The sequence below is a fragment of the Mobilicoccus caccae genome, from assembly GCF_030161635.1.
Lineage (GTDB): Bacteria > Actinomycetota > Actinomycetes > Actinomycetales > Dermatophilaceae > Mobilicoccus > Mobilicoccus caccae.
On sequence record NZ_BSUO01000001.1, the window covers coordinates 1,056,494 to 1,075,889 of the forward strand.

At 71.4% G+C, this 19,396-nt stretch carries 14 protein-coding genes, 1 other RNA gene and 1 pseudogene; 12 read left to right on the top strand and 4 right to left on the bottom strand.

Going from position 1 to position 19,396, the window contains the following annotated elements:
• The first annotated feature begins 60 nt into the window (after positions 1-60).
• From QQK49_RS05210 to QQK49_RS05220, 3 genes are all read left to right on the top strand, one after another.
• Positions 61-483: a pyridoxamine 5'-phosphate oxidase family protein gene (locus QQK49_RS05210; protein WP_284303022.1), complete on the top strand. Its 423-nt coding sequence runs from the start codon at positions 61-63 to the stop codon at positions 481-483.
• 156 nt (positions 484-639) lie between these two features.
• Positions 640-1,005: a transfer-messenger RNA gene (gene ssrA / locus QQK49_RS05215) on the top strand.
• Positions 1,006-1,308: 303 nt separating this feature from the next.
• Complete coding sequence (locus QQK49_RS05220) at positions 1,309-2,148, top strand: class II glutamine amidotransferase (RefSeq protein ID WP_284303023.1); 840 nt, start codon at positions 1,309-1,311, stop codon at positions 2,146-2,148.
• Positions 2,149-2,229: 81 nt separating this feature from the next.
• Here QQK49_RS05220 and hutG read toward each other — a convergent pair whose 3' ends face one another.
• Together hutG and QQK49_RS05230 are read right to left on the bottom strand one after the other, a co-directional pair.
• A complete protein-coding gene (gene hutG, locus QQK49_RS05225; RefSeq protein ID WP_284303024.1) occupies positions 2,230-3,192 on the bottom strand; it encodes a formimidoylglutamase in 963 nt (320 codons plus the stop codon).
• Positions 3,189-4,051 (bottom strand): annotated as a pseudogene (locus QQK49_RS05230) (PhzF family phenazine biosynthesis protein). Before QQK49_RS05230 ends, hutG begins: the two are co-directional and overlap by 4 nt.
• A gap of 160 nt (positions 4,052-4,211) precedes the next feature.
• On the opposite strand from QQK49_RS05230, the gene QQK49_RS05235 reads away from it, so the two are divergent.
• The 5 genes from QQK49_RS05235 (at position 4,212) to hutH (ending at position 11,051) form a co-directional block, all read left to right on the top strand.
• Complete coding sequence (locus tag QQK49_RS05235) at positions 4,212-4,967, top strand: IclR family transcriptional regulator (RefSeq protein ID WP_284303025.1); 756 nt, start codon at positions 4,212-4,214, stop codon at positions 4,965-4,967.
• A gap of 155 nt (positions 4,968-5,122) precedes the next feature.
• Positions 5,123-6,847, top strand: a complete 1,725-nt coding sequence (gene hutU / locus QQK49_RS05240; RefSeq protein ID WP_284303026.1) for a urocanate hydratase — start codon at positions 5,123-5,125, stop codon at positions 6,845-6,847.
• Entirely contained in the window at positions 6,844-8,037 is a 1,194-nt protein-coding gene (hutI, locus tag QQK49_RS05245; protein ID WP_284303027.1) for an imidazolonepropionase, read from the top strand. The genes hutU and hutI overlap by 4 nt, the downstream gene beginning before the upstream one ends.
• A gap of 47 nt (positions 8,038-8,084) precedes the next feature.
• On the top strand, positions 8,085-9,422 hold the full coding sequence (locus tag QQK49_RS05250) for a YjiH family protein (RefSeq protein WP_284303028.1): 1,338 nt from the start codon (positions 8,085-8,087) through the stop codon (positions 9,420-9,422).
• A 78-nt stretch (positions 9,423-9,500) separates the two neighbouring features.
• Positions 9,501-11,051, top strand: coding sequence for a histidine ammonia-lyase (hutH, locus tag QQK49_RS05255; RefSeq protein ID WP_284303029.1), 1,551 nt, complete (start codon positions 9,501-9,503; stop codon positions 11,049-11,051).
• Between the two features lie 125 nt (positions 11,052-11,176).
• Here hutH and trxA read toward each other — a convergent pair whose 3' ends face one another.
• On the bottom strand, positions 11,177-11,680 hold the full coding sequence (gene trxA, locus QQK49_RS05260) for a thioredoxin (RefSeq protein ID WP_284303030.1): 504 nt from the start codon (positions 11,678-11,680) through the stop codon (positions 11,177-11,179).
• Between the two features lie 1,630 nt (positions 11,681-13,310).
• Here trxA and QQK49_RS05265 point away from each other — a divergent pair.
• Both QQK49_RS05265 and QQK49_RS05270 read left to right on the top strand, forming a co-directional pair.
• Positions 13,311-14,486 carry a DEAD/DEAH box helicase gene (locus tag QQK49_RS05265; protein ID WP_284303031.1) on the top strand — a complete coding sequence of 392 codons (1,176 nt, stop codon included), beginning with the start codon at positions 13,311-13,313 and terminating at the stop codon, positions 14,484-14,486.
• A gap of 175 nt (positions 14,487-14,661) precedes the next feature.
• Entirely contained in the window at positions 14,662-15,900 is a 1,239-nt protein-coding gene (locus tag QQK49_RS05270) for a YqgE/AlgH family protein (protein WP_284303032.1), read from the top strand.
• 320 nt (positions 15,901-16,220) lie between these two features.
• Here QQK49_RS05270 and QQK49_RS05275 read toward each other — a convergent pair whose 3' ends face one another.
• Positions 16,221-16,988: a polysaccharide deacetylase family protein gene (locus QQK49_RS05275; RefSeq protein ID WP_284303033.1), complete on the bottom strand. Its 768-nt coding sequence runs from the start codon at positions 16,986-16,988 to the stop codon at positions 16,221-16,223.
• Between the two features lie 163 nt (positions 16,989-17,151).
• Between QQK49_RS05275 and QQK49_RS05280 the strand changes: the two genes are divergently transcribed.
• Positions 17,152-17,451: a DUF3039 domain-containing protein gene (locus tag QQK49_RS05280; protein ID WP_284303034.1), complete on the top strand. Its 300-nt coding sequence runs from the start codon at positions 17,152-17,154 to the stop codon at positions 17,449-17,451.
• A gap of 184 nt (positions 17,452-17,635) precedes the next feature.
• Positions 17,636-19,378 (top strand): DEAD/DEAH box helicase, encoded by a 1,743-nt coding sequence (locus QQK49_RS05285; protein ID WP_284303035.1) that lies wholly within the window; start codon positions 17,636-17,638, stop codon positions 19,376-19,378.
• Positions 19,379-19,396 lie beyond the last annotated feature (18 nt).

Sequence of the window (19,396 nt, forward strand, 5' to 3'; positions counted from 1 at the left end):
CACGCCGATAGGGTGGTGACCCGGCCGCACCGAGGCGGCGCCGGGGCGAGAGGAGCAGCGATGATCTACGACGACAACGAGGGCGTCCAGGTGCTGGACGAGGCCGACAGCTGGGACCTGCTCGAGGCCCACTCGTTCGGACGCCTCGCCTACGCCATCGGGTCGCGCCCGGAGCTGGTCCCCATCAACTACTGCGCCCGCGACCGCAAGATCTACTTCCGCACCGCCGGCGGCAGCAAGCTGTTCGGCGTCACGGTCAACCACAACGTCGCCTTCGAGATGGACACCATCCGCGGCGACATCGCGAGGAGCGTCATCGTCGCCGGCACCGCCCGGCGTCTGGAGTCCGAGGACGAGATCGAGTTCGCCCAGTCGCTGCCGCTGCGCCCGTGGATCCCCACCGACAAGTTCAACTACGTCGAGATCGAGGTCGACGAGATCAGCGGCCGCGAGTTCCACCTCGGCCCCGAGCCCTGCGACTGACCCCGGGCATCCGGCCCGGGGCGTCCGGGCGGGAATGAGTTCGACGGCGTCGTCGTTGTGCTCATAGACTGATCGTCTCCGCCTCCACGGCGGGCCGTGCCGGTGAGGTCGCCGGCGATGACAACTGCACAGGGTGACGTACCCTCCGCCAACCGCGGGGGTGATCGGTTTCGACGTTGATCGTGTGAGCAGGAGAAGCGGGTCGAGGATGCTGAGTTATCTCGTAAACGCCCTCAGCAAACCTATAGGTGCCGATTCCAAGCGCACCGACTTCGCCCTCGCCGCCTGAGCGAGCCCGAAGTCTGTCAGCCTAGGTGTGATCTCGGCCTAGTGTCTGGCATCAGCTAGAGATCTTGCTGCGTAGCGGTGTCGGGACGCTACGTGGGACTCCTTCTCGACTGGGCCTGTCAGCGGACGTGTGCGTGCGAGCGCTGGGGCCGAGAAAATCCACAGCGCACTGCACCCGGAGAAGTCCTGGTCTAGCGTCAGCGGACGCGGGTTCGATTCCCGCCACCTCCACTCCTGCGGCGAGTGGGTACGTCACCTCAGTGCAGCCACGGGCCCCGACATCGACGATGTCGGGGCCTTTGTCATGCCTGCCTCGTCATGCCCGCGACACACGTCGGGAAAAGCGCAACACGACGTCCGCACAGGCGAAACAGTGCCGAAACACCGGCTCTCTACCTTCTGGGTATGACGACGCGTCACCTCGGTCGGGTACGGCGACCGCGGGCGTCACGAACAGCGCGAACCGCCTCGAAGCGCAGGCGGTCCGAGCGAGGACGGGGACCGGCTCGTTCTCACCCGAGAAGAAGGGATCGCCACATGTGCAGACTCCTCGCCTTTGCAGGCCCCACTCCCGGCACGTTCGCGCAGGCCGTGGGCGCCGCCGAGACCGCCGACTTCCAGCGCTTGGCCAGGCTGCACGGCGACGGCTGGGGAGTGATGTGGAACCGGGACGATCCGGAGCTGCCCTCCCTGGCCCGCTACCGCGCCCACTTCGACGGCCAGGACGACGCGGCGCTCACCCGGGCGCTCACCGCGTGCGTCGGCCGTGCCGGGGTCGCCCATCTGCGGATGGCCACGGCGGGGCTGCCGGTCGAGGTCGGCAACACCCACCCGTTCATCGACGGCACGTTCGGCATGGCCCACAACGGGACCATCGTGTCGCGCGAGGTCCTGCGGTCCTGGCTGTCGGACGACTCACGACGCGGCCTCACCGGGACGACGGATTCCGAGCTCTACTTCGCCCTGGTGCGCGAGCGGGTCCGCGACGGCGAGACGCTCTCCGACGCGGTGGCGGGCGTCGTGGGGGCCGTGGGGTCGATCGAACCGCAGTGCAGCCTCAACGCCGTGTTCCTCTCCCCGTTCGAGATGGTCGTGGTGCGCTCGAGCACCCACGCGCCCATCCCCGTCACCCACTTCGTCGAACGCGGCTTCGCGCTCACCGAACTACCCCTGCACCACCTCGACGAGTACTACCGGATGTCGATGCTGCGGAGGTCCGACGGCGCCGTCGTCTTCGCCTCCTCGGGGCTCGACACCACCGGGTGGGACGAACTGCCGGCCGACTCCCTCACCCACGTCGACCTCGCCACCATGGCGGTCACCACGAGGTCGCTGCTGCTCGGCGCCCCCGTGCTTCCGCTGTCCGCGGCGGCCTGATCCACGCGCCCACCCGCGTCGCCCACACGGCGTCGCTCACGAGGACGTCGCGTGGGCGGCGCCGTCGGGGTAGCGGCGTCGTCAGGTCGTGGGGCGGGCGTGGACGCAGGTCGTGACGAGGCGGGCCGCGGTCCGCGCGGTGCGGGAGTCGACGTCCATCGGCGGGCAGAGTTCGACGACGTCGAGCAGTGCGAGCTTGCCCGAGGCGGCGACCTGGCGGCAGACCGCCTCGATCACCTCCACCGGGACTCCGCACGCGGCGGGCGCGCTGACGCCCGGGGCGACCGCAGCGGGCAGGACGTCGAGGTCGATCGAGAGGTGGACGACGTCGACGCGCGTGAGCAGATCGTCGACGACGTTGAGCACTTCGCCCAGATGACTTGCGCCGCAGTCGATGTCGAGGACGTAACTGACGCCCAGCTCGTCGGCCTTGTCGAACAGGGCGGCGGTGTTGGAGGGTTCGGCGATGCCGATGATCGTGTAGTCGAAGATGCGCCCGGCCTCGGCGTCGGTGGTCGCCATCTGCAGGAAGGGCGTCCCGGAGGTCGCTCGCTCGGCCTCACGGAGGTCGAAGTGGGCGTCGAGGTTGAGCACGCCGACCCGGGCGTCCTGCAGGCGGTCGGCGCGGGTGCGGCCGAGGTAGCTGCCCCACGCCGTCTCGTGACCGCCACCGAGCACGACGACGAGGTCGTGGGCGTCGAGCAGTTCGGCGACCAGCCCGCCCACGGCCTCGTGACCGGCCTCGAGATCCTCACCCTCGACGACGACCGTTCCGGCGTCGAAGATCGGGAGGTCGGTGTGCAGGGCCAGCGGCGCCAGGGCCTCACGGAGGGCGTCCGGTCCGGCCGCGGCGCCGGGGCGTCCACCGTTGCGTCGGACCCCCTCGTCGCTGGCGAACCCGACGAGGGCGACCCCGCCGTCGCGCCCGCGGAGTCCGTCACCGGCCATGGTGAGCTGCACCTGCTGATGCCACCGCCGGTGCTCCCGGCCGTCGCCGTCGTCGCGTCCTTGCCAGATGCCGGGGTCGAAGCTGTTCCTGCTCATGACACCGACCCTAGTTCGACCGTGCCGGTCACGAGAGGCCTTGCCCGACCGCCGACCCAGATCTCCCCGTCGGCCGCGGCGATCGACACCCGGCCCGCGCGGCCGAGCACGGTGCCCTGCGCAGCGACGTACTCCTGCGGCAGGATTCCCGCGCCGACGAGCCACACCGCGAGCCCGGCGTTGAGGCTGCCGGTCACGGGGTCCTCGGGAACGCCGAGGCTCGGGACGAACGCGCGCACCTCGACGTCCGCGGGGCCACCAGGAGCGTCGGCCGAGGGCGTGGGGTGCGGTCCGATCACGCCGACCTTGTGTCCTCCCAGGGCGCTCATGTCCGGCCGCAGCCGCAGGACCGTGTCGGCGTCGTGGAGCAACAGACCCAGCCAGCCCGGTCCGTTGTCGACCCAGTTGGCGTCGCGAATCTCGCCCGGGTCCAGGCCGAGCGCCGCACCCACCTGCGCGAGGGTCGCCGGGTCGACCTCACCGGATCGGCGCAGCGGTGGCGCCGCGAAGGCGAGGTCGTCGCCGCTGCGGCGGATCCGCACGAGGCCGACACCGCACTCCTGGACGAGAGTGTCCTCGTCGTGCGGGCGGCCACCCGCCTCGAGCCAGGCCCGCGCGGAGCCGAGGGTGGGGTGCCCGGCGAACGGGAGCTCACCACCGGGGGTGAAGATGCGCAGCCGGTAGTCGGCCTCGGCCACGGTCGGGGGAGGAGGAACGTCGTCTCCGACAGGTTCGTCCATCGGGCGAAGGCGGCCATGTCCGCGTCACCGACGTCGGCGGCGTCGTGGACGACCGCGACCGGATTGCCTCGGAAGGGTTCTCGGGAGAACACGTCGACCTGCGTGAAGCGAAGCGTCATGGCCCCGACTCTAGGGTGGGTGGACGCTGCAGCGAGGGCGGCGGGACGGTCCGGCTCTGGACCTCTCGAACTCCACCTCGGACAGTAGGTGAGGACGAGACAGCAGGTCCTGCGCGGCTGTCTCGGACGTGAGCGGCTGTATCAGGTGGAGGGGAGTGGGATGTCGCGAGTACCGGCGGCGGCGAACACGCTGCGGATCCTGCGTCACCTGGCGGGTCGGCGCGGTCCGGTGTCGGCGATGTCCATCGCGACGGCGCTCGACCTGCCGCGCTCCAGCGTCTACCACCTGTTGTCGGTCATGGTCGACGCCGGCTTCGTCGTGCACCTGCCCGAGGAGCGGCTGTACGGGATCGGACCGGTCTCGGCCGAGCTGTCGACCGCGTACGTGCGTCAGGCTCCGCTGACCCGGATCGCCACCCCGGCGCTCGCGGCGCTGGTCGACCGGATGGGGGAGAACGCCCATCTGTCCGTGCTCCACGGCCGCGACGTCGTCTACGTCGTCGAGATGCGCGCCGCCGGTCGTCCCGTCCTCATCACCGATGTGGGGGTGCGGCTGCCGGCACACCTCACGGCCAGCGGCCGCGCGCTCCTCGCCGACCTGTCGGCCGCCCAGATCCGGGCCCTGTACCCGAGTGCGGACGCCTTTCCGGCGGCCACGGGCGAGGCCTGGTCGCCGACCCGCTTGCGTACGGAGTTGCAGGCCGTGCGGCGTCGTGGCTGGGCCGTGGAGTCGGGCGACGTCACCGCGGGCCTGTCGTCGGTGGCGGTCGCCGTGCACGACCACCTGGGCTGGCCGGCCGCGGCCATCGCGCTGACCTTCGAGGACGCCCGCATCGGTCCGCACGCCCACGCGGAGCTGGCAGCCGAGTTGACCCGGGTCGCCGACCGCCTCACCGCTCGGCTGCGCACCGGCTGAGACCGCCTCCGGTGCACGGCGATCCGCGAGGGGCGCGGTTCGGCCGCGACAGGATCTGGGATCCCAGACACCCATCGCGATTCCGACGGTGACACGGGTTGTCGGTGGCGGGTGTCATGGTGGGCAAGCACCAGACCCGACGAAGGAGTCGACCCATGGCCCTGCCCGGAGCACGAGAGGTCCGCGCACCACGCGGCACCGACATCAGCGCCAAGAGCTGGCAGACCGAGGCGCCGCTGCGCATGCTCTGCAACAACCTCGATCCCGAGGTCGCCGAGCGTCCCGACGACCTCGTCGTCTACGGAGGCACCGGCCGTGCGGCGCGGTCGTGGGCGGCGTTCGACGCGATCATCGCGACGCTGAAGACGCTGGAGGAGGACGAGACGCTCCTCGTGCAGTCCGGCAAGCCCGTCGGCGTCTTCCGCACCCACGTGTGGGCACCGCGGGTGCTCATCGCCAACAGCAACCTCGTGGGCGACTGGGCCACGTGGCCGGAGTTCCGCAGGCTAGAGGCCGAGGGGCTCATGATGTACGGCCAGATGACGGCCGGATCGTGGATCTACATCGCCACCCAGGGCATCCTCCAGGGCACGTACGAGACCTTCGCCGCCGTCGCGCTCAAGATGCACGCCGAGGGCCGCATCCCCGAGCCCACGCTGGCCGGCACCCTCACGCTCACCGGTGGCTGCGGCGGGATGGGCGGCGCGCAGCCACTCGCCGTCACGCTCAACGGGGGCGCCGTGCTCGTCGTCGACGTCGACCGTGCGCGCCTCGAGCGCCGCATGGGCAAGCGCTACCTCGACGAGGTCACCGACAACATCGACGACGCGCTCACCCAGCTGCGGGCGGCCAAGGACGCCGGGCGGGCCCTGTCCGTCGGTCTCGTGGGCAACGCCGCCGAGGTGTTCCCCGAGATGCTGCGCCGCCACCAGGCCGGCGAGATCGTCGTCGACGTCGTCACCGACCAGACCAGCGCCCACGACCCCCTGTCCTACCTGCCCGCCGACATCCCGATGGATCAGTGGGACGCCGAGGCGAAGGCCGACCCCGAGGGCTTCACCAAGAAGGCCCGCGAGTCGATGGCCGCGCAGGTTCAGGCGATGGTCGAGTTCGCCGACGCCGGCGCCGAAGTGTTCGACTACGGCAACTCCATCCGCGACGAGGCACGTCACGCCGGGTACACGCGCGCGTTCGACTTCCCCGGTTTCGTCCCGGCCTACATCCGCCCCCTGTTCTGCGAGGGCCTCGGCCCGTTCCGGTGGGTCGCGCTCTCCGGTGACCCGGAGGACATCAGGGTCACCGACGAGGCCATCAAAGAGCTCTTCCCCGACAACGAGCACCTGCACCGCTGGATCGACGCGGCCGCCGAGCACGTCGAGTTCGAGGGTCTGCCGGCGCGCATCTGCTGGCTCGGGTACGGCGAACGTCACCAGGCCGGCCTGCTGTTCAACGACCTCGTGCGCGAGGGCAAGGTCAAGGCGCCCATCGTCATCGGCCGCGACCACCTCGATTCGGGCTCGGTCGCCTCCCCGTACCGCGAGACCGAGGGGATGCTCGACGGCTCAGACGCCATCGCCGACTGGCCGCTGCTCAACGCGCTCACGGCCACGTCGTCGGGAGCCACGTGGGTCTCGATCCATCACGGCGGTGGAGTCGGCATCGGCCGGTCCATCCATGCCGGGCAGGTCGGCGTCGCCGACGGCACCGAGCTGGCCGCCGAGAAGCTGTCGCGGCTGCTCACCAACGACCCGGGCATGGGCGTCATCCGGCACGCCGACGCCGGGTACGAGCGGGCGATCGAGGTCGCTGACGAGCGTGGGGTCCGTATCCCGATGCGGGAGAACGACCTCGCAGCAGGCGAGGGCGGGGGAGCGCGGTGAGCGAGCTCTTCACCGGCATCGGCGAACTGCTGACCAACGATCCCGGGCGGCCGAGGATCATCGACGCGGCCCTCGTCGTCGACGGGGGCACGATCGCCTGGGTGGGGGAGCGCGCGCAGGCACCCACCGCGGATCGGCACACCTTCCTCCAGGGGCGGGCGATGCTTCCGGGCTGGGTCGACTCGCACACCCACCTCGTGTTCGCCGGTGACCGTTCGGCCGAGTTCGAGGCCCGGATGGCGGGGGAGTCCTACGCCGCGGGAGGGATCGGGGTCACGACGACGGCCACCCGCGCGGCGAGCGACGACACCCTCGCGGCACTGCTCGGCGACCGCGTCCGCGAGGCCGTGGCCGGCGGGACGACCTACCTGGAGACCAAGACCGGCTACGGCCTGTCCGTCGAGCAGGAGCAACGCGCGGCCAGGCTCGCCGCCAAGGCCGTCGACGAGGTCACCTACCTGGGTGCGCACCTCGTGCCCCGCGGTCCTGACGGCGAACCCGTCGACGCCGACGAGTACGTCGACCTCGTGTGCGGTCCCATGCTCGAGGCCGTGCGCCCGTACGTGCGGTGGGCCGACGTCTTCTGCGAGGACGGAGCGTTCACCCCCGAGCAGTCCCGCCGCGTGCTCGAGGCCGCCCGCGATGCAGGGCTCGGTCTGCGTGTGCACGGCAACCAGCTCGGCCGCTCCGGTGGTGTCGAGCTGGCGGTCGAGATGGGCGCGGCCAGCGTCGATCACGTCAACCACGTCGACGAGGCCGACGTCGAGGCGCTCGCCGGCTCCGACGTCGTCGCCACCGTGCTCCCGGCCTGCGACCTGTCCACCCGGGCTCCGCTCGCGCCGGCGCGACGTCTGCTCGACGCGGGGGCCACCGTGGCCATCGCGAGCAACTGCAACCCCGGAACCAGCTACACCTCGTCGATGAACTTCTGCGTCGGCACCGCGGTCCTCCAGATGGGAATGACCGTCATCGAGGCCGTTCGTGCCGCGACCTGGGGTGGAGCCCGAGCGCTGCGTCGGGAGGTCGGCACCGACGACCGTCCGGCCGTCGGCTCCGTGCAGGTCGGTGCCCGCGCAGATCTGCACGTGCTCGACGCCCCGGCCGCGATCCACCTCGCCTACCGGCCGGGCATGCCCCTCACCTGGGGAGTCTGGCGGGCCGGCCAACAGGTCGTCGCCCCCGTTCTGTAGGTCCAGCTCGGTCCGTCGCCCCCGGACCGGAACCCGAAGAGAGACCCATGAGCTCACCCACCCCTTCACCCCCGACGGATCCCGAAACCCGTTCGTCCCCGGCCGATCTGGCGCGCTTCGTCTGCTACAGCGCCGTCGGCATCTTCACGTTCTTCGTGCCGATCACGATCGCCGGCAAGAACACCATCCCGCTCGATCACATCGTCACGTGGCTTCGCAGCGTGGCGACACCCGCGCTGCCCTGGTACGCCCTCGCGGTCGTCCTCGCGGGCACGATCATGCCCTTCGCCACCGGACGCTGGCGCACCTCGCCGGTGCGGACGGCGTTCGCGTTCCTCAACATCCTCGGGCTCGTCGTCGGCGTCCTCCTGGTCATGGGCGCGGGGCCGGGCTGGCTGCTCGAGAAGGACATGGGTCCGTTCCTGTTCAACTCCCTCGTCATCCCGGTCGGGCTCATCGTGCCGATCGGCGCGATCTTCCTGGCCCTGCTCGTCGGATACGGCCTCATGGAGTTCGTCGGGGTGTTGATGCAGCCGGTGATGCGACCGCTGTGGCGCACTCCCGGCCGCTCGGCCATCGACGCGGTCGCCTCGTTCGTCGGCAGCTACTCCCTGGCCCTGCTCATCACCGACCGGGTGTACCGCGACGGCCGGTACACGGGTCGCGAGGCGGCGATCATCGCGACGGGCTTCTCGACGGTGTCGGCGAGCTTCATGGTCATCGTGGCCAAGGCCCTCGACATCATGGACCACTGGCTCCTCTACTTCTGGCTCGCCCTGGTCGTCACGTTCGCCGTCTCGGCCATCACGACGCGGATCCCGCCGCTGTCCCGCATCCCGCAGGACCACTACCCGGGTTCGACCCCGCAGCCGGAGGAGAAGGTCACCGGGTCGCGGTTCCGTCACGCCTGGTCGGAGGCGCTGGGCGCCCTGCACGCCGCGCCCCCGCTCGGCCGGAACATCCGCGACAACCTCCTCGACGGGTTCAAGATGGCCATGGCGATCCTGCCCTCCATCCTGTCGGTCGGGCTCATCGGCCTGGCGTTGGCGCGGTTCACCCCGATCTTCGAGTGGTTGGGCTGGATCTTCCGCCCGTTCATGTGGCTCGTGGGGCTGCCGCAGCCCGAACTGGCGAGCACGGCCGCCGCCACCGGGTTGGCCGAGATGTTCCTGCCGGCCACGCTCGTCGCGGGGCAGAGCGACCTCGTCCTGCGGATGGTGATCGCGATCATCTGCGTCTCGGCGATCGTGTTCTTCTCGGCCCTGGTGCCCACGATCCTCGCGACCGAGATCCCGCTGACCGTGTGGCAACTCGTCGTCATCTGGGTCGAGCGGGTCATCCTCACCATCCTCATCGCCACCCCGATCGTCCGCCTCCTGCTCTAGGCGTTCGGCAGACACCTGGGCGACCACCGTCGCCCGCAGCCACCGCTCACACCCGATCGATCATCGAGGAGCCGCCCCATGTCAGCCCCCATCACCGTCACCATCGGACCCGACGGGGTCACCGCGGAGGAGGTCCTCGCCGTCGCCCGCCACGGCGCGCGCGTCGAGCTCGCCCCCGACACGCTCGAGACCGTCACGCGCGTCCGTGCCCACGTCGACGAGCTGGCCGCGTCGGACACCCCCGTCTACGGCATCTCGACCGGCTTCGGTGCGCTGGCCACCGTGCACATCCCGGTGGACAAGCGCACCGACCTGCAGCGGTCGCTCATCAGGTCACACGCCGCGGGCATGGGGCCGGTCGTCGAGCGCGAGGTCGTCCGCGCCCTCATGCTCCTGCGGGCCAAGACCCTCGCCTCGGGGCACACCGGCATCCGCCCGGTCACCCTCCAGACGATGCTCGACGTCCTCGACGCCGGCATCACGCCGGTGGTCCACGAGTTCGGATCCCTCGGCTGCTCAGGCGATCTCGCGCCGCTCGCGCACTGTGCCCTCGTGCTCATGGGCGAGGGGAGGGCCACCGGCCCGGACGGACGTGAGCGACCCGTGCCGGAGCTGCTCGCCGAGGCCGGCATCGAGCCGGTCGTCCTCGCCGAGAAGGAGGGGCTCGCCCTCATCAACGGCACTGACGGCATGCTCGGCATGTTGCTGCTCGCCCTGGCCGACCTGCGCGTTCTCGCCGACGTCGCCGACATCACCGCGGCGATGTCCGTGGAAGGGCTGCTCGGCACCGACCGGGTCTTCCTCCCCGAACTCCACGCGCCGTTGCGCCCGCACCCCGGCCAGGCCCGGTCGGCGGCGCGAATGCTAGCCGCCCTCGCCGGGTCCGACATCGTGCTCTCCCATCACGAGGGCGACAAGCGCGTGCAGGACGCCTATTCGCTGCGGTGCGCCCCGCAGGTCACCGGCTCGTTGCGGGACACGCTCGAGTACGCCGCCACGGTCGCCGACCGCGAACTCGCGGCGGCGATCGACAACCCGGTCGTGCTCGACGACGGACGCATCAGCTCCAACGGCAACTTCCACGGCGCACCGATCGCGCACGTCCTCGACTTCGTCGCGATCCCGGTCGCCGACGTCGCCTCGATGGCCGAGCGCCGCACCGATCGGATGCTCGACGTGGCCCGCTCCCACGGGCTCCCGCCGTTCCTCGCCCACGACCCGGGCACCGACTCGGGCCTGATGATCGCCCAGTACACCCAGGCGGGCATCGTCTCCGATCTCAAACGGCTGGCCGTGCCGTCCTCGGTCGACTCCATCCCGAGTTCGGCCATGCAGGAGGACCACGTGTCGATGGGGTGGCACGGGGCGCGCAAGCTGAGGCGCGCCGTCGAGGGGCTACGACGGGTGCTCGCCATCGAGCTACTCACGGCGGCACGCGCGATCCGGTTGCGGCAGCCGCTGTCGCCGGGGGCGGTGTCGGCCGCACTCATCAACGCGCTGCCCGCGGGTGTCACGGCGCTCGGTCCCGACACGTTCCTCGCCCCCGAACTCGCCGCGGCAGAGACCTTCATCGCCGACGGATCGTTCCTGGCCACCGTGGACGGTGTGCTGGAGGCGCACCTCGACTGAGCCGCCACGCCGGCGGCGGTGGGCCGGGGCGGAGCTCACCGGCGCGAACGGGCCCGGACGCGAAGCGGCCCCCTCTCCCGCTCGGGGAGAAGGGGCCGGGATCGTGGACGGTCTGCCGGTGTGTGTCAGACGATGGCGCCGTTGCCGTCGGGGTAGTCGACGCCGGCGCGCGTGTCCTGCCGGGCGCGGTCGTCGGCGGGGTTCGTCGACGGGGCCGGACGACCCTGGGAGGCCTGGGCCGGGTCGGCCTGCTGCGGGGCGCCGCCGCCGGCGGTGGCCGCGGCCACCTGGGCGTGCACCTGCTCCATGTCGAGCGCGCGCACCTGGGCGATGACGTCCTCGAGGGCCTCGGCCGGCAACGCACCTGCCTGCGAGAACACCGGCACACCCTGCCGGATGGCCATCACGGTCGGGATCGACGTGATCTGGGCGGCGGTCGCCAGTTCCTGCTCGGCATCGGTGTCCACCTTGGCGAACGTGATGTCGGAGTGCTTCTCGGAGGCGGCCTCGTAGATCGGGGCGAAGTTGCGGCACGGGCCGCACCAGGAGGCCCAGAAGTCGATGAGGACGATCTCGTTGGAGGAGAGCGTCTCCTCGAAGTTCGAACCTGTCAGAGCGGTGGTGGTCATGGGGCGTTCAACGAGCGGCCCACACGTCACATTCCCCCGATGCTTGGTTAGGGTGACCGGGTACCCACTCGGCCGTCGTCGTCGTGAGGGCACCGCCACCGCTTTCGCCGCCGGTGGCAGCCACGAGGAGGAGGGGCCCCGTGGGGCCGGTGGCGTGGGCGGTGACGCGGGCCTGGTAAGGTGATAGGTCGCAGCCCGCGGTCTCCGCTTGTGGTCTGCGCTCACGATGTCGCTCCGGCCAGTGTCGGCCACCGAGCGATTCCCTCGATCAGGCACCACGGACGGCCCACCGCCTCCGTCGCAGGGTCAGTCCCTGCCCCGGGTCATCACGCCGCACGGCGCGAACACCCCGGATCTCCCAGGCGTCGCATGCCGACGCAACAGGCTCGTTCATCTCCGCTCGTCGGGATCAGGAGCGCGCCTCCGACTTCACGAAGAGAGATACACATGAGCCCCAAGCAACCCGGCGCGCCCAAGAAGCCCCGCTGGACCCAGGCCAAGAAGGCCGCCGCCCGTCGTACCGACGGCACGCCGCGACCCGCCCGCAAGCACCCCCGCCGTCCCGACGCCCCCGCCCGCGACGACCGTTGGGGTTCGCGCGACCGGCGTGAGGACACCCGCGGCGACGACCGCCGTCCGGGCGGATTCCGCGGCCGCGACGACCGGTCCTTCTCCCGCGACCGGCGTGAGGACACCCGTGGTGGCGACCGCCGCACGGGTGGATTCCGTGGTCGTGACGACCGCTTCCCGCCGAGCGACGACCGCCGTCGCGGAGACCGTCCGTACGCCCCCGGAGCGAGGACGACCGCCGCGGTGGGCGACGCTTCGACCGCGACGACAACCGCTTCGAGGACCGTCGCGGCTCGCGCGGTGGCTACGGCGACCGCCCCCGCCGTGACCGGCACGAGGACGTGGACGGCGGCTGGGCCGCCGGACGTGGCCGCGCCGAACGTCACGACGACCGCCGCTACGGCAACCGCGACGACCGCCGCCCCGACTCCGCTCGTCCGGATCGCCCGGACCGCCAGGATCGTCGCCCCTCCGGCAACCGGTTCGAGCGCCGCGACGACCGTTTCGGCGGACGTGACGACCGCCGTGGCGACACCCGTCGTGATGACCGTTACGGGCGCCGTGACGACACCCGTCGTGATGACCGCTACGGGCGCCGCGATGACACCCGTCGTGATGACCGTTACGGCCGCCGCGACGACACCCGTCGTGATGACCGTTACGGGCGCCGTGACGAGACCCGCCGCGACGAGCGCTACGGCCGCCGCGACGAGACCCGCCGCGAGGACCGTTACCCGCGACGCGACGACGCCCGCCGTGAGGATCGCTACCCGCGTCGCGAGGACACCCGCCGTGACGACGCCCGGCGCGACGGTGACAGCCGTGGCACCGAGGCCCCCGCCGCGAGCCCCACCGTGCCCCGGCCGACGCCCCCGCCGCGCGCGCCGAGCAACTGCATCGCAAGGAGGCGCCCGCCGTCGCACCGGTCGACCTGGAGACGAACGGTTTCGCCGCTCTGGGCGTCCCGGAGGCGCTGGTCAAGCGTCTGGCGCGGGACGGCATCACGACGCCGTTCCCCATCCAGGAGGCGACCATCCCCGATGCGCTCGCCGGTCGCGACGTGCTGGGCCGCGGACGCACCGGGTCGGGCAAGACCCTCGCGTTCGGTCTGCCCATGCTCGCCCGGCTCGCGCAGGGAGAGCGGGCGAAGCCCAACCGCCCCACGGCGATCGTCCTCTCACCCACGCGTGAACTCGCGATGCAGATCAGCGATGCCCTGCAGCCGCTGGTCCACGTCCTCGGGCTCCGGCACAAGCTCGTCGCGGGTGGCATGCCCTACCCGCCGCAGTTCGACGCACTCGACCGCGGGGTCGACGTGCTCGTCGCGACTCCCGGCCGCCTGGCCGACCTCATCGAGCGCGGCGCCTGCACCCTCGAGGGGTGCGAGATCGTCGTCCTCGACGAGGCCGACCACATGGCCGACATGGGCTTCCTGCCCGAGGTCACCGAGCTCATGGATCAGGTGCCGGCGGGCGGCCAACGGCTGCTCTTCTCGGCGACCCTGGACAAGGGCATCGACACCCTCGTGGAGTCCTACCTGCAGGACCCGGTGACGCACTCGACCGACGAGGCCCAGGCCAGCGTCACGACGATGGCCCACCACATCCTGCTCGTGGAGCCGGTGCACAAGAAGGTCGTCACGGCACACGTCGCCAACCGCGGCGGGCACACCATCGTCTTCGTGCGGACCAAGCTGGGCGCCGACCGCGTCGCCATGCAGTTGCGCGAGGAGGGCGTCTTCGCCGCCGCCCTGCACGGCGGGCTCTCGCAGAGCTCCCGCAACCGGGTGCTGAGCGCCTTCCGTGACGGGACGATCCCGGTGCTCGTCGCCACCGACGTCGCCGCACGCGGCATCCACGTCGACGACGTGGGCGTCGTGCTGCAGGTCGACCCGCCGACCGATCACAAGGACTACCTGCACCGCGCCGGGCGCACCGCCCGCGCGGGGGAGCAGGGCACCGTCGTCACGCTCGCGCTGCCGCACCAGAAGCGTCAGATGCAGCGGATCGCCGACCAGGCCGGCCTGGACATCACGCCCGAGAAGGTCGCGCCCGGCGACGACCGCCTGCACGAGATGACCGGCGCGAACCGTCCCGTGGGTGACCCCATCCCCGAGGAGCGTCTGCGCCGGCTGCTCGAGCCGCCGCAGCGCCCGCGGCGTGGGGGATACCGCCAGGGTGGCCGCGGTGGAGGTCGTGGCGACGGCGGATTCGCCCGTCGCCGCCCCCGCGACTGATCTCTCGCACGAGGTCGCGTCGGCCCCCACATCGGGGTCGAGATGACCGCGAGATCTCGCGCCGCACGACGGGTACCCGTCGTGCGGCGCGAATCGCGTTGTGGGGCAACATGTTGCAATCGGCCATGAGGTCGGCGAGGGTGGCAGGACCACCTGTCGATCAAGGAGGCCTCCCATGCGCCGCACAGCCCTGACCGCCGTCGCCCTCTTCGGAACGCTCACGCTGAGCGCCTGCGGGAGCACGCCCGCGGCCGAGACACCTCCGCAGAACCAGCCCGCCGAGCAGCCGGCCGAGCCCACGGGCACCGGCGCCGTCGGGGGCGAGGGATACGCGATCGCTCACGGTGAGCTGCGCAACCCCGCAGGTGAGAGCCGGGGGACCGTCGAGTTCGTCGACGTCGACGGCAAGACCGAGATCCACGTCGAGGCCAGCGGCCTCGAGCCGGGCTTCAACGGGCTGCACCTGCACGCCATCGGCAAGTGCGAACCCGACTCACCCGACCCCAAGGACGCCGCGAAGACCGGGAACTTCCTCTCCGCCGGCGGTCACCTCGGCGACGGGGAGCACCCCGACCACGCCGGCGACCTCCCGCCGCTGCTCGTCGGCACGGACGGAACCGCATCGCTGACCGTCAAGACAGACCGCGTCGACGCCGACACCCTTCTCGACGACGACGGCACCGCCGTCATGGTCCACGGAGGCGACGACAACTTCGCCAACATCCCCGACCGCTACGCCTCCGGCGGCGCCGACGAGGAGACCAAGAAGGCCGGCGACGCCGGCGACCGCGTGGCCTGTGGCACGGTCGAGGCCCCTGAGCGGCCCGGCCGACCCACCTCGCGGCAGAATAGGGGCGTGACCTACCTGGCCGGGCGACTGCTCGTCGCCACACCCGCCACCGGCGGAGAGATCTTCGAGCGCAGCGTGGTGCTGCTCCTGCACCACGACGACGACGGCGCGCACGGCCTGGTGCTCAACAAGCCCATCGAGGCCGACGTCGAGGCCGTCCTCCCCTCCTGGCAGCCCCATGTCGTCGCACCCGGACGCATCTTCCAAGGAGGCCCCATCGGCCTCGACACAGCCCTCGGCCTCGTCCGGCTCCCCGACGAGAACGCCGGCGACGACCTCGGCATCAAACGCCTCTTCGCCGAGATCGGCGTCATCGACCTCGACGCACCCCCCGAACTCGTCATGCCCCACATCAGCGCCGTCCGCGTCTTCGCCGGATACTCCGGCTGGGGCCCCGGCCAACTCGAGAGCGAACTCGACACCGGCTCCTGGCACGTCGTCGACGCCCGCCCCGGAGACGCCTTCATCCCCGTCCCCGAAATCCTCTGGAAGATGGTCCTGCGCCGAGCCGGCGGCAAGATCGCCTGGCTCGCCACCTACCCCGCCGACCCACACCTGAACTGAACTCACGCGGGGCTCCGCCCACGCACGGGGGCTCCGCCCCCGTGGGCCCCGCACTGCACCGGCGCGGCTTCGCCGCGGCGTCCCTTCCGTTCCGAAGAACCAAGCTCGCACGCACGGGGGCTCCGCCCCCGTGGGCCCCCGCACTGCACCGGCGCGGCTTCGCCGGGCGTCCCTACTGTTCCGAAGAACCAAGCTCGCTTCGCTCGACGGTTCTTCGGGGCTGCTTCGCAGCCGCACCGGGGGCTACGCCTCCCCGTGTGCTCCCGGTACTGCATCGGCGCGGCCTCTGACCACGCTCGGTTCGCCTAACGGTGCTCCGGTCAGCGGCGGACCGCGGCGGCCAGGTGCTTGGGGTGGAGGTTGAAGTGGGGGCGGGTGACGACGCTGCCGCGCTCCAGAGCCCGGCCCAGGCTGACCGCCCGCAGCCCTCTGGCCTGCGCGATGCGCAACACCCGGTCGAGGAGTTCGTACCGGTCCAGGTCGGGCTCGGGCACCGGGTCGCCCAGATCGGCCGGGCCGGCATGGCCGTCGTGGAACAGCAGGATCGTGCCGCGGTCCAGGTTGGCCGTGGCCTTCGCCACACGCTCGTCCTGGGTGGCGTCAGGGTTCCAGTCCCAGCTCGTGCCGCTCCAGATGACCGACTCCATGCCCGCCTCGCGGATGATGCGCCACGTCTCGACCGACTGGTCGCCGTGCGGCGGACGGAACCACCGCACCGGCAGCCCGAGTGCGTCCTCGAGCTCGGCCTTGCCCCGGGTGATCATCTCCGTCGCCTCCGCGCGCGACAGCGTCGGCAGGTGCCGGTGGTCCATGCCGTGCAGACCCACCTCGTGACCGGCGGCGACGACCTCGTCCAGCAGCCCCCGATTGGCGCGCACGCTGGTCATGAGCACGAAGAACGTGGCCGTGGCCTCGTGATCGGCCAGAGCGCGCAGCACATCGTGGGTGCGTCGCGGGGTCGGTCCGTCGTCGAACGTCGGCACGATGATCGCCTCGTCGGTACGCACCGAGCTGACGGACCCGATCGCGTCGGGCGCCTTCTCCAGCACCCGCATCGCGGCAAGCTTGAGATCGTGGACGAGCGTCATCGTGGACTTCCCCTGGCACGTGTGAGGCGGCCGGACCCCCGGCCGCAGACCTCAGTGTCCTACGCCCGGCGGACGCCCGTCCAACCGGCGTCGACCCGACCCCACCCATCCGGTGAATTGTCGGGGGCGTGCTGGGCGGCGGGTGTGACGCTCGCTCGGCATAATGTCCCGCATGACTTCCACGCCGGAACCGGAGCCGCTGCAGAATCCTGGCACGAGCACCTCCGTGCTCGAACGCACCGAGCCGGAGACCGACTACCGCACCGACTCCGGCGACCACGAACGCTTCGCGCACTACGTGCGCAAGGAGAAGATCGTCGAATCGGCCGTCTCCGGTGAGCCGGTCACGGCCCTGTGCGGCAAGATCTGGGTGCCCGGCCGCGACCCGAACCGCTTCCCGGTCTGCCCCATGTGCAAGGAGATCTACGAGGGCCTGCGCGCCCCGCAGGACGGCGGCGACTGACCCACACGTCCCCGGACCGATCTCGCACAGTAGGTGAGGACGAGACAGCAGCGCGTGCGGTGCTGTCTCAGACCTCGCCACCTGTTTCAGGTGGTGGGGTGGACGGGTTCGGCGCGCCCGGTGAACAGGGGCGCGGCCGGCGTGCACGGGGGTGTCGGCGGGCTCCGTTAAAGTCATCCCCGCCATGAGTACTTCAGCCGCGTCACACCTCTCGCCCGCCTTCCCCGAACGAGCAGCCTGGGGAACGGCGGGCAAGCTTCGTGCCTGGCAGGCCGAGGCGCTCACCGCCTACCTCGAGCGCAACCCCCGCGACTTCCTCGCCGTCGCCACGCCCGGCGCCGGCAAGACGACGTTCGCGCTGCGGATCGCCGCCGAACTGCTCGAACGGCGCATCGTCGACAAGATCACCGTCGTCGCGCCCACCGAACACCTCAAGACGCAGTGGGCCGACGCCGCCGGGCGGGTCGGCATCCGGCTCGACCCCCACTTCAAGAACACTGTCGGCGGTCACAGCCGCGAGTTCGACGGGGTCGCCCTGACCTACGCGGGCGTCGCGACCAAGCCGCTGCTGCACCGCGCCCGCACCGAGAACAACCGCACGCTCGTCATCCTCGACGAGATCCACCACGGTGGTGACAACCGCAGCTGGGGTGAGGCGCTGCGCGAGGCGTTCGAGCCCGCCACCCGCCGGTTGTCCCTGACGGGTACGCCGTTCCGCTCCGACACCAACCCCATCCCGTACGTCACCTACGTCGCCGACGAGGCCGGCATCCGCCGCTCGGCCAGCGACTACTCCTACGGCTACGGCGAGGCGCTCAAGGACGGCGTCGTGCGTCCCGTGCTGTTCATGGCCTACGGCGGAGGCATGCGGTGGCGCACCCGCGCCGGCGACGAACTCGAGGCGCGCCTGGGTCAGCCGCTGACCAAGGACATGATCAACCAGGCCTGGCGCACCGCGCTCGACCCCAAGGGGCAGTGGATCCCCTCGGTGCTGCTCGCCGCCGACAAGCGCCTCACCGAGGTGCGCCGGCACGTCGAGGACGCCGGCGGCCTGGTCATCGCCAGCAACCAGACACAGGCCCGCGCCTACGCCAAGCTGCTGCACGACATCTGCGGCGAGAAGCCGACCGTCGTCCTGTCCGACGACACGGGGGCCAGCAAGCGCATCGAGACCTTCGCCGAGGACACGAGCCGGTGGATGGTGGCGGTCCGCATGGTCTCCGAGGGCGTCGACGTCCCGCGGCTCGCGGTCGGCGTCTACGCCACCAACACCGCGACGCCGCTGTTCTTCGCCCAGGCCGTCGGACGGTTCGTGCGGGCCCGGCGCCGGGGTGAGACCGCGTCGGTGTTCCTCCCCAGCGTGCCGACCCTGCTCGACCACGCGGCGCGCCTGGAGGACGAGCGCGATCACGCCCTCGACCGGCCGAAGTCGGCCACCGATCCCGACTGGACGCCCGAAGAGGCGCTGCTCGAGGAGGTGAACCGTGAGGAGAAGGCGAGCGACTCCCTCGACCAGCTCTCCTTCGAGGCCATCGAGTCCGACGCCGAGTTCGATCACGTCCTCTTCGACGCCGAGCAGTTCGGCCTCGGCACGGCGCCGGGCTCGCCCGAGGAGGAGGAGTACCTCGGGCTCCCCGGCCTGCTCGAGCCCGATCAGGTGGCGCACCTGTTGCGTTCGCGGCAGAAGAAGGACACTCCCGGGCGTGCGGCCGAGCCCGAGCAGGCCGCCCACCGGGCGCTCGCGGCGACCCGCAAGGAGCTCAACTCCCTCGTCGGTGCCTACGCCCGCAAGACCGGAGCTCCGCACGCCGTCGTCCACGCCGATCTCCGCCGTCACTGCGGGGGACCGGCGCTGGACCGGGCCACCGGCGAGGAGGTCGACGCCCGCATCGCGACCATCCGCAACTGGTTCGTCGGCCGGCGGTAGGCGTTCAGAGTCCCCACG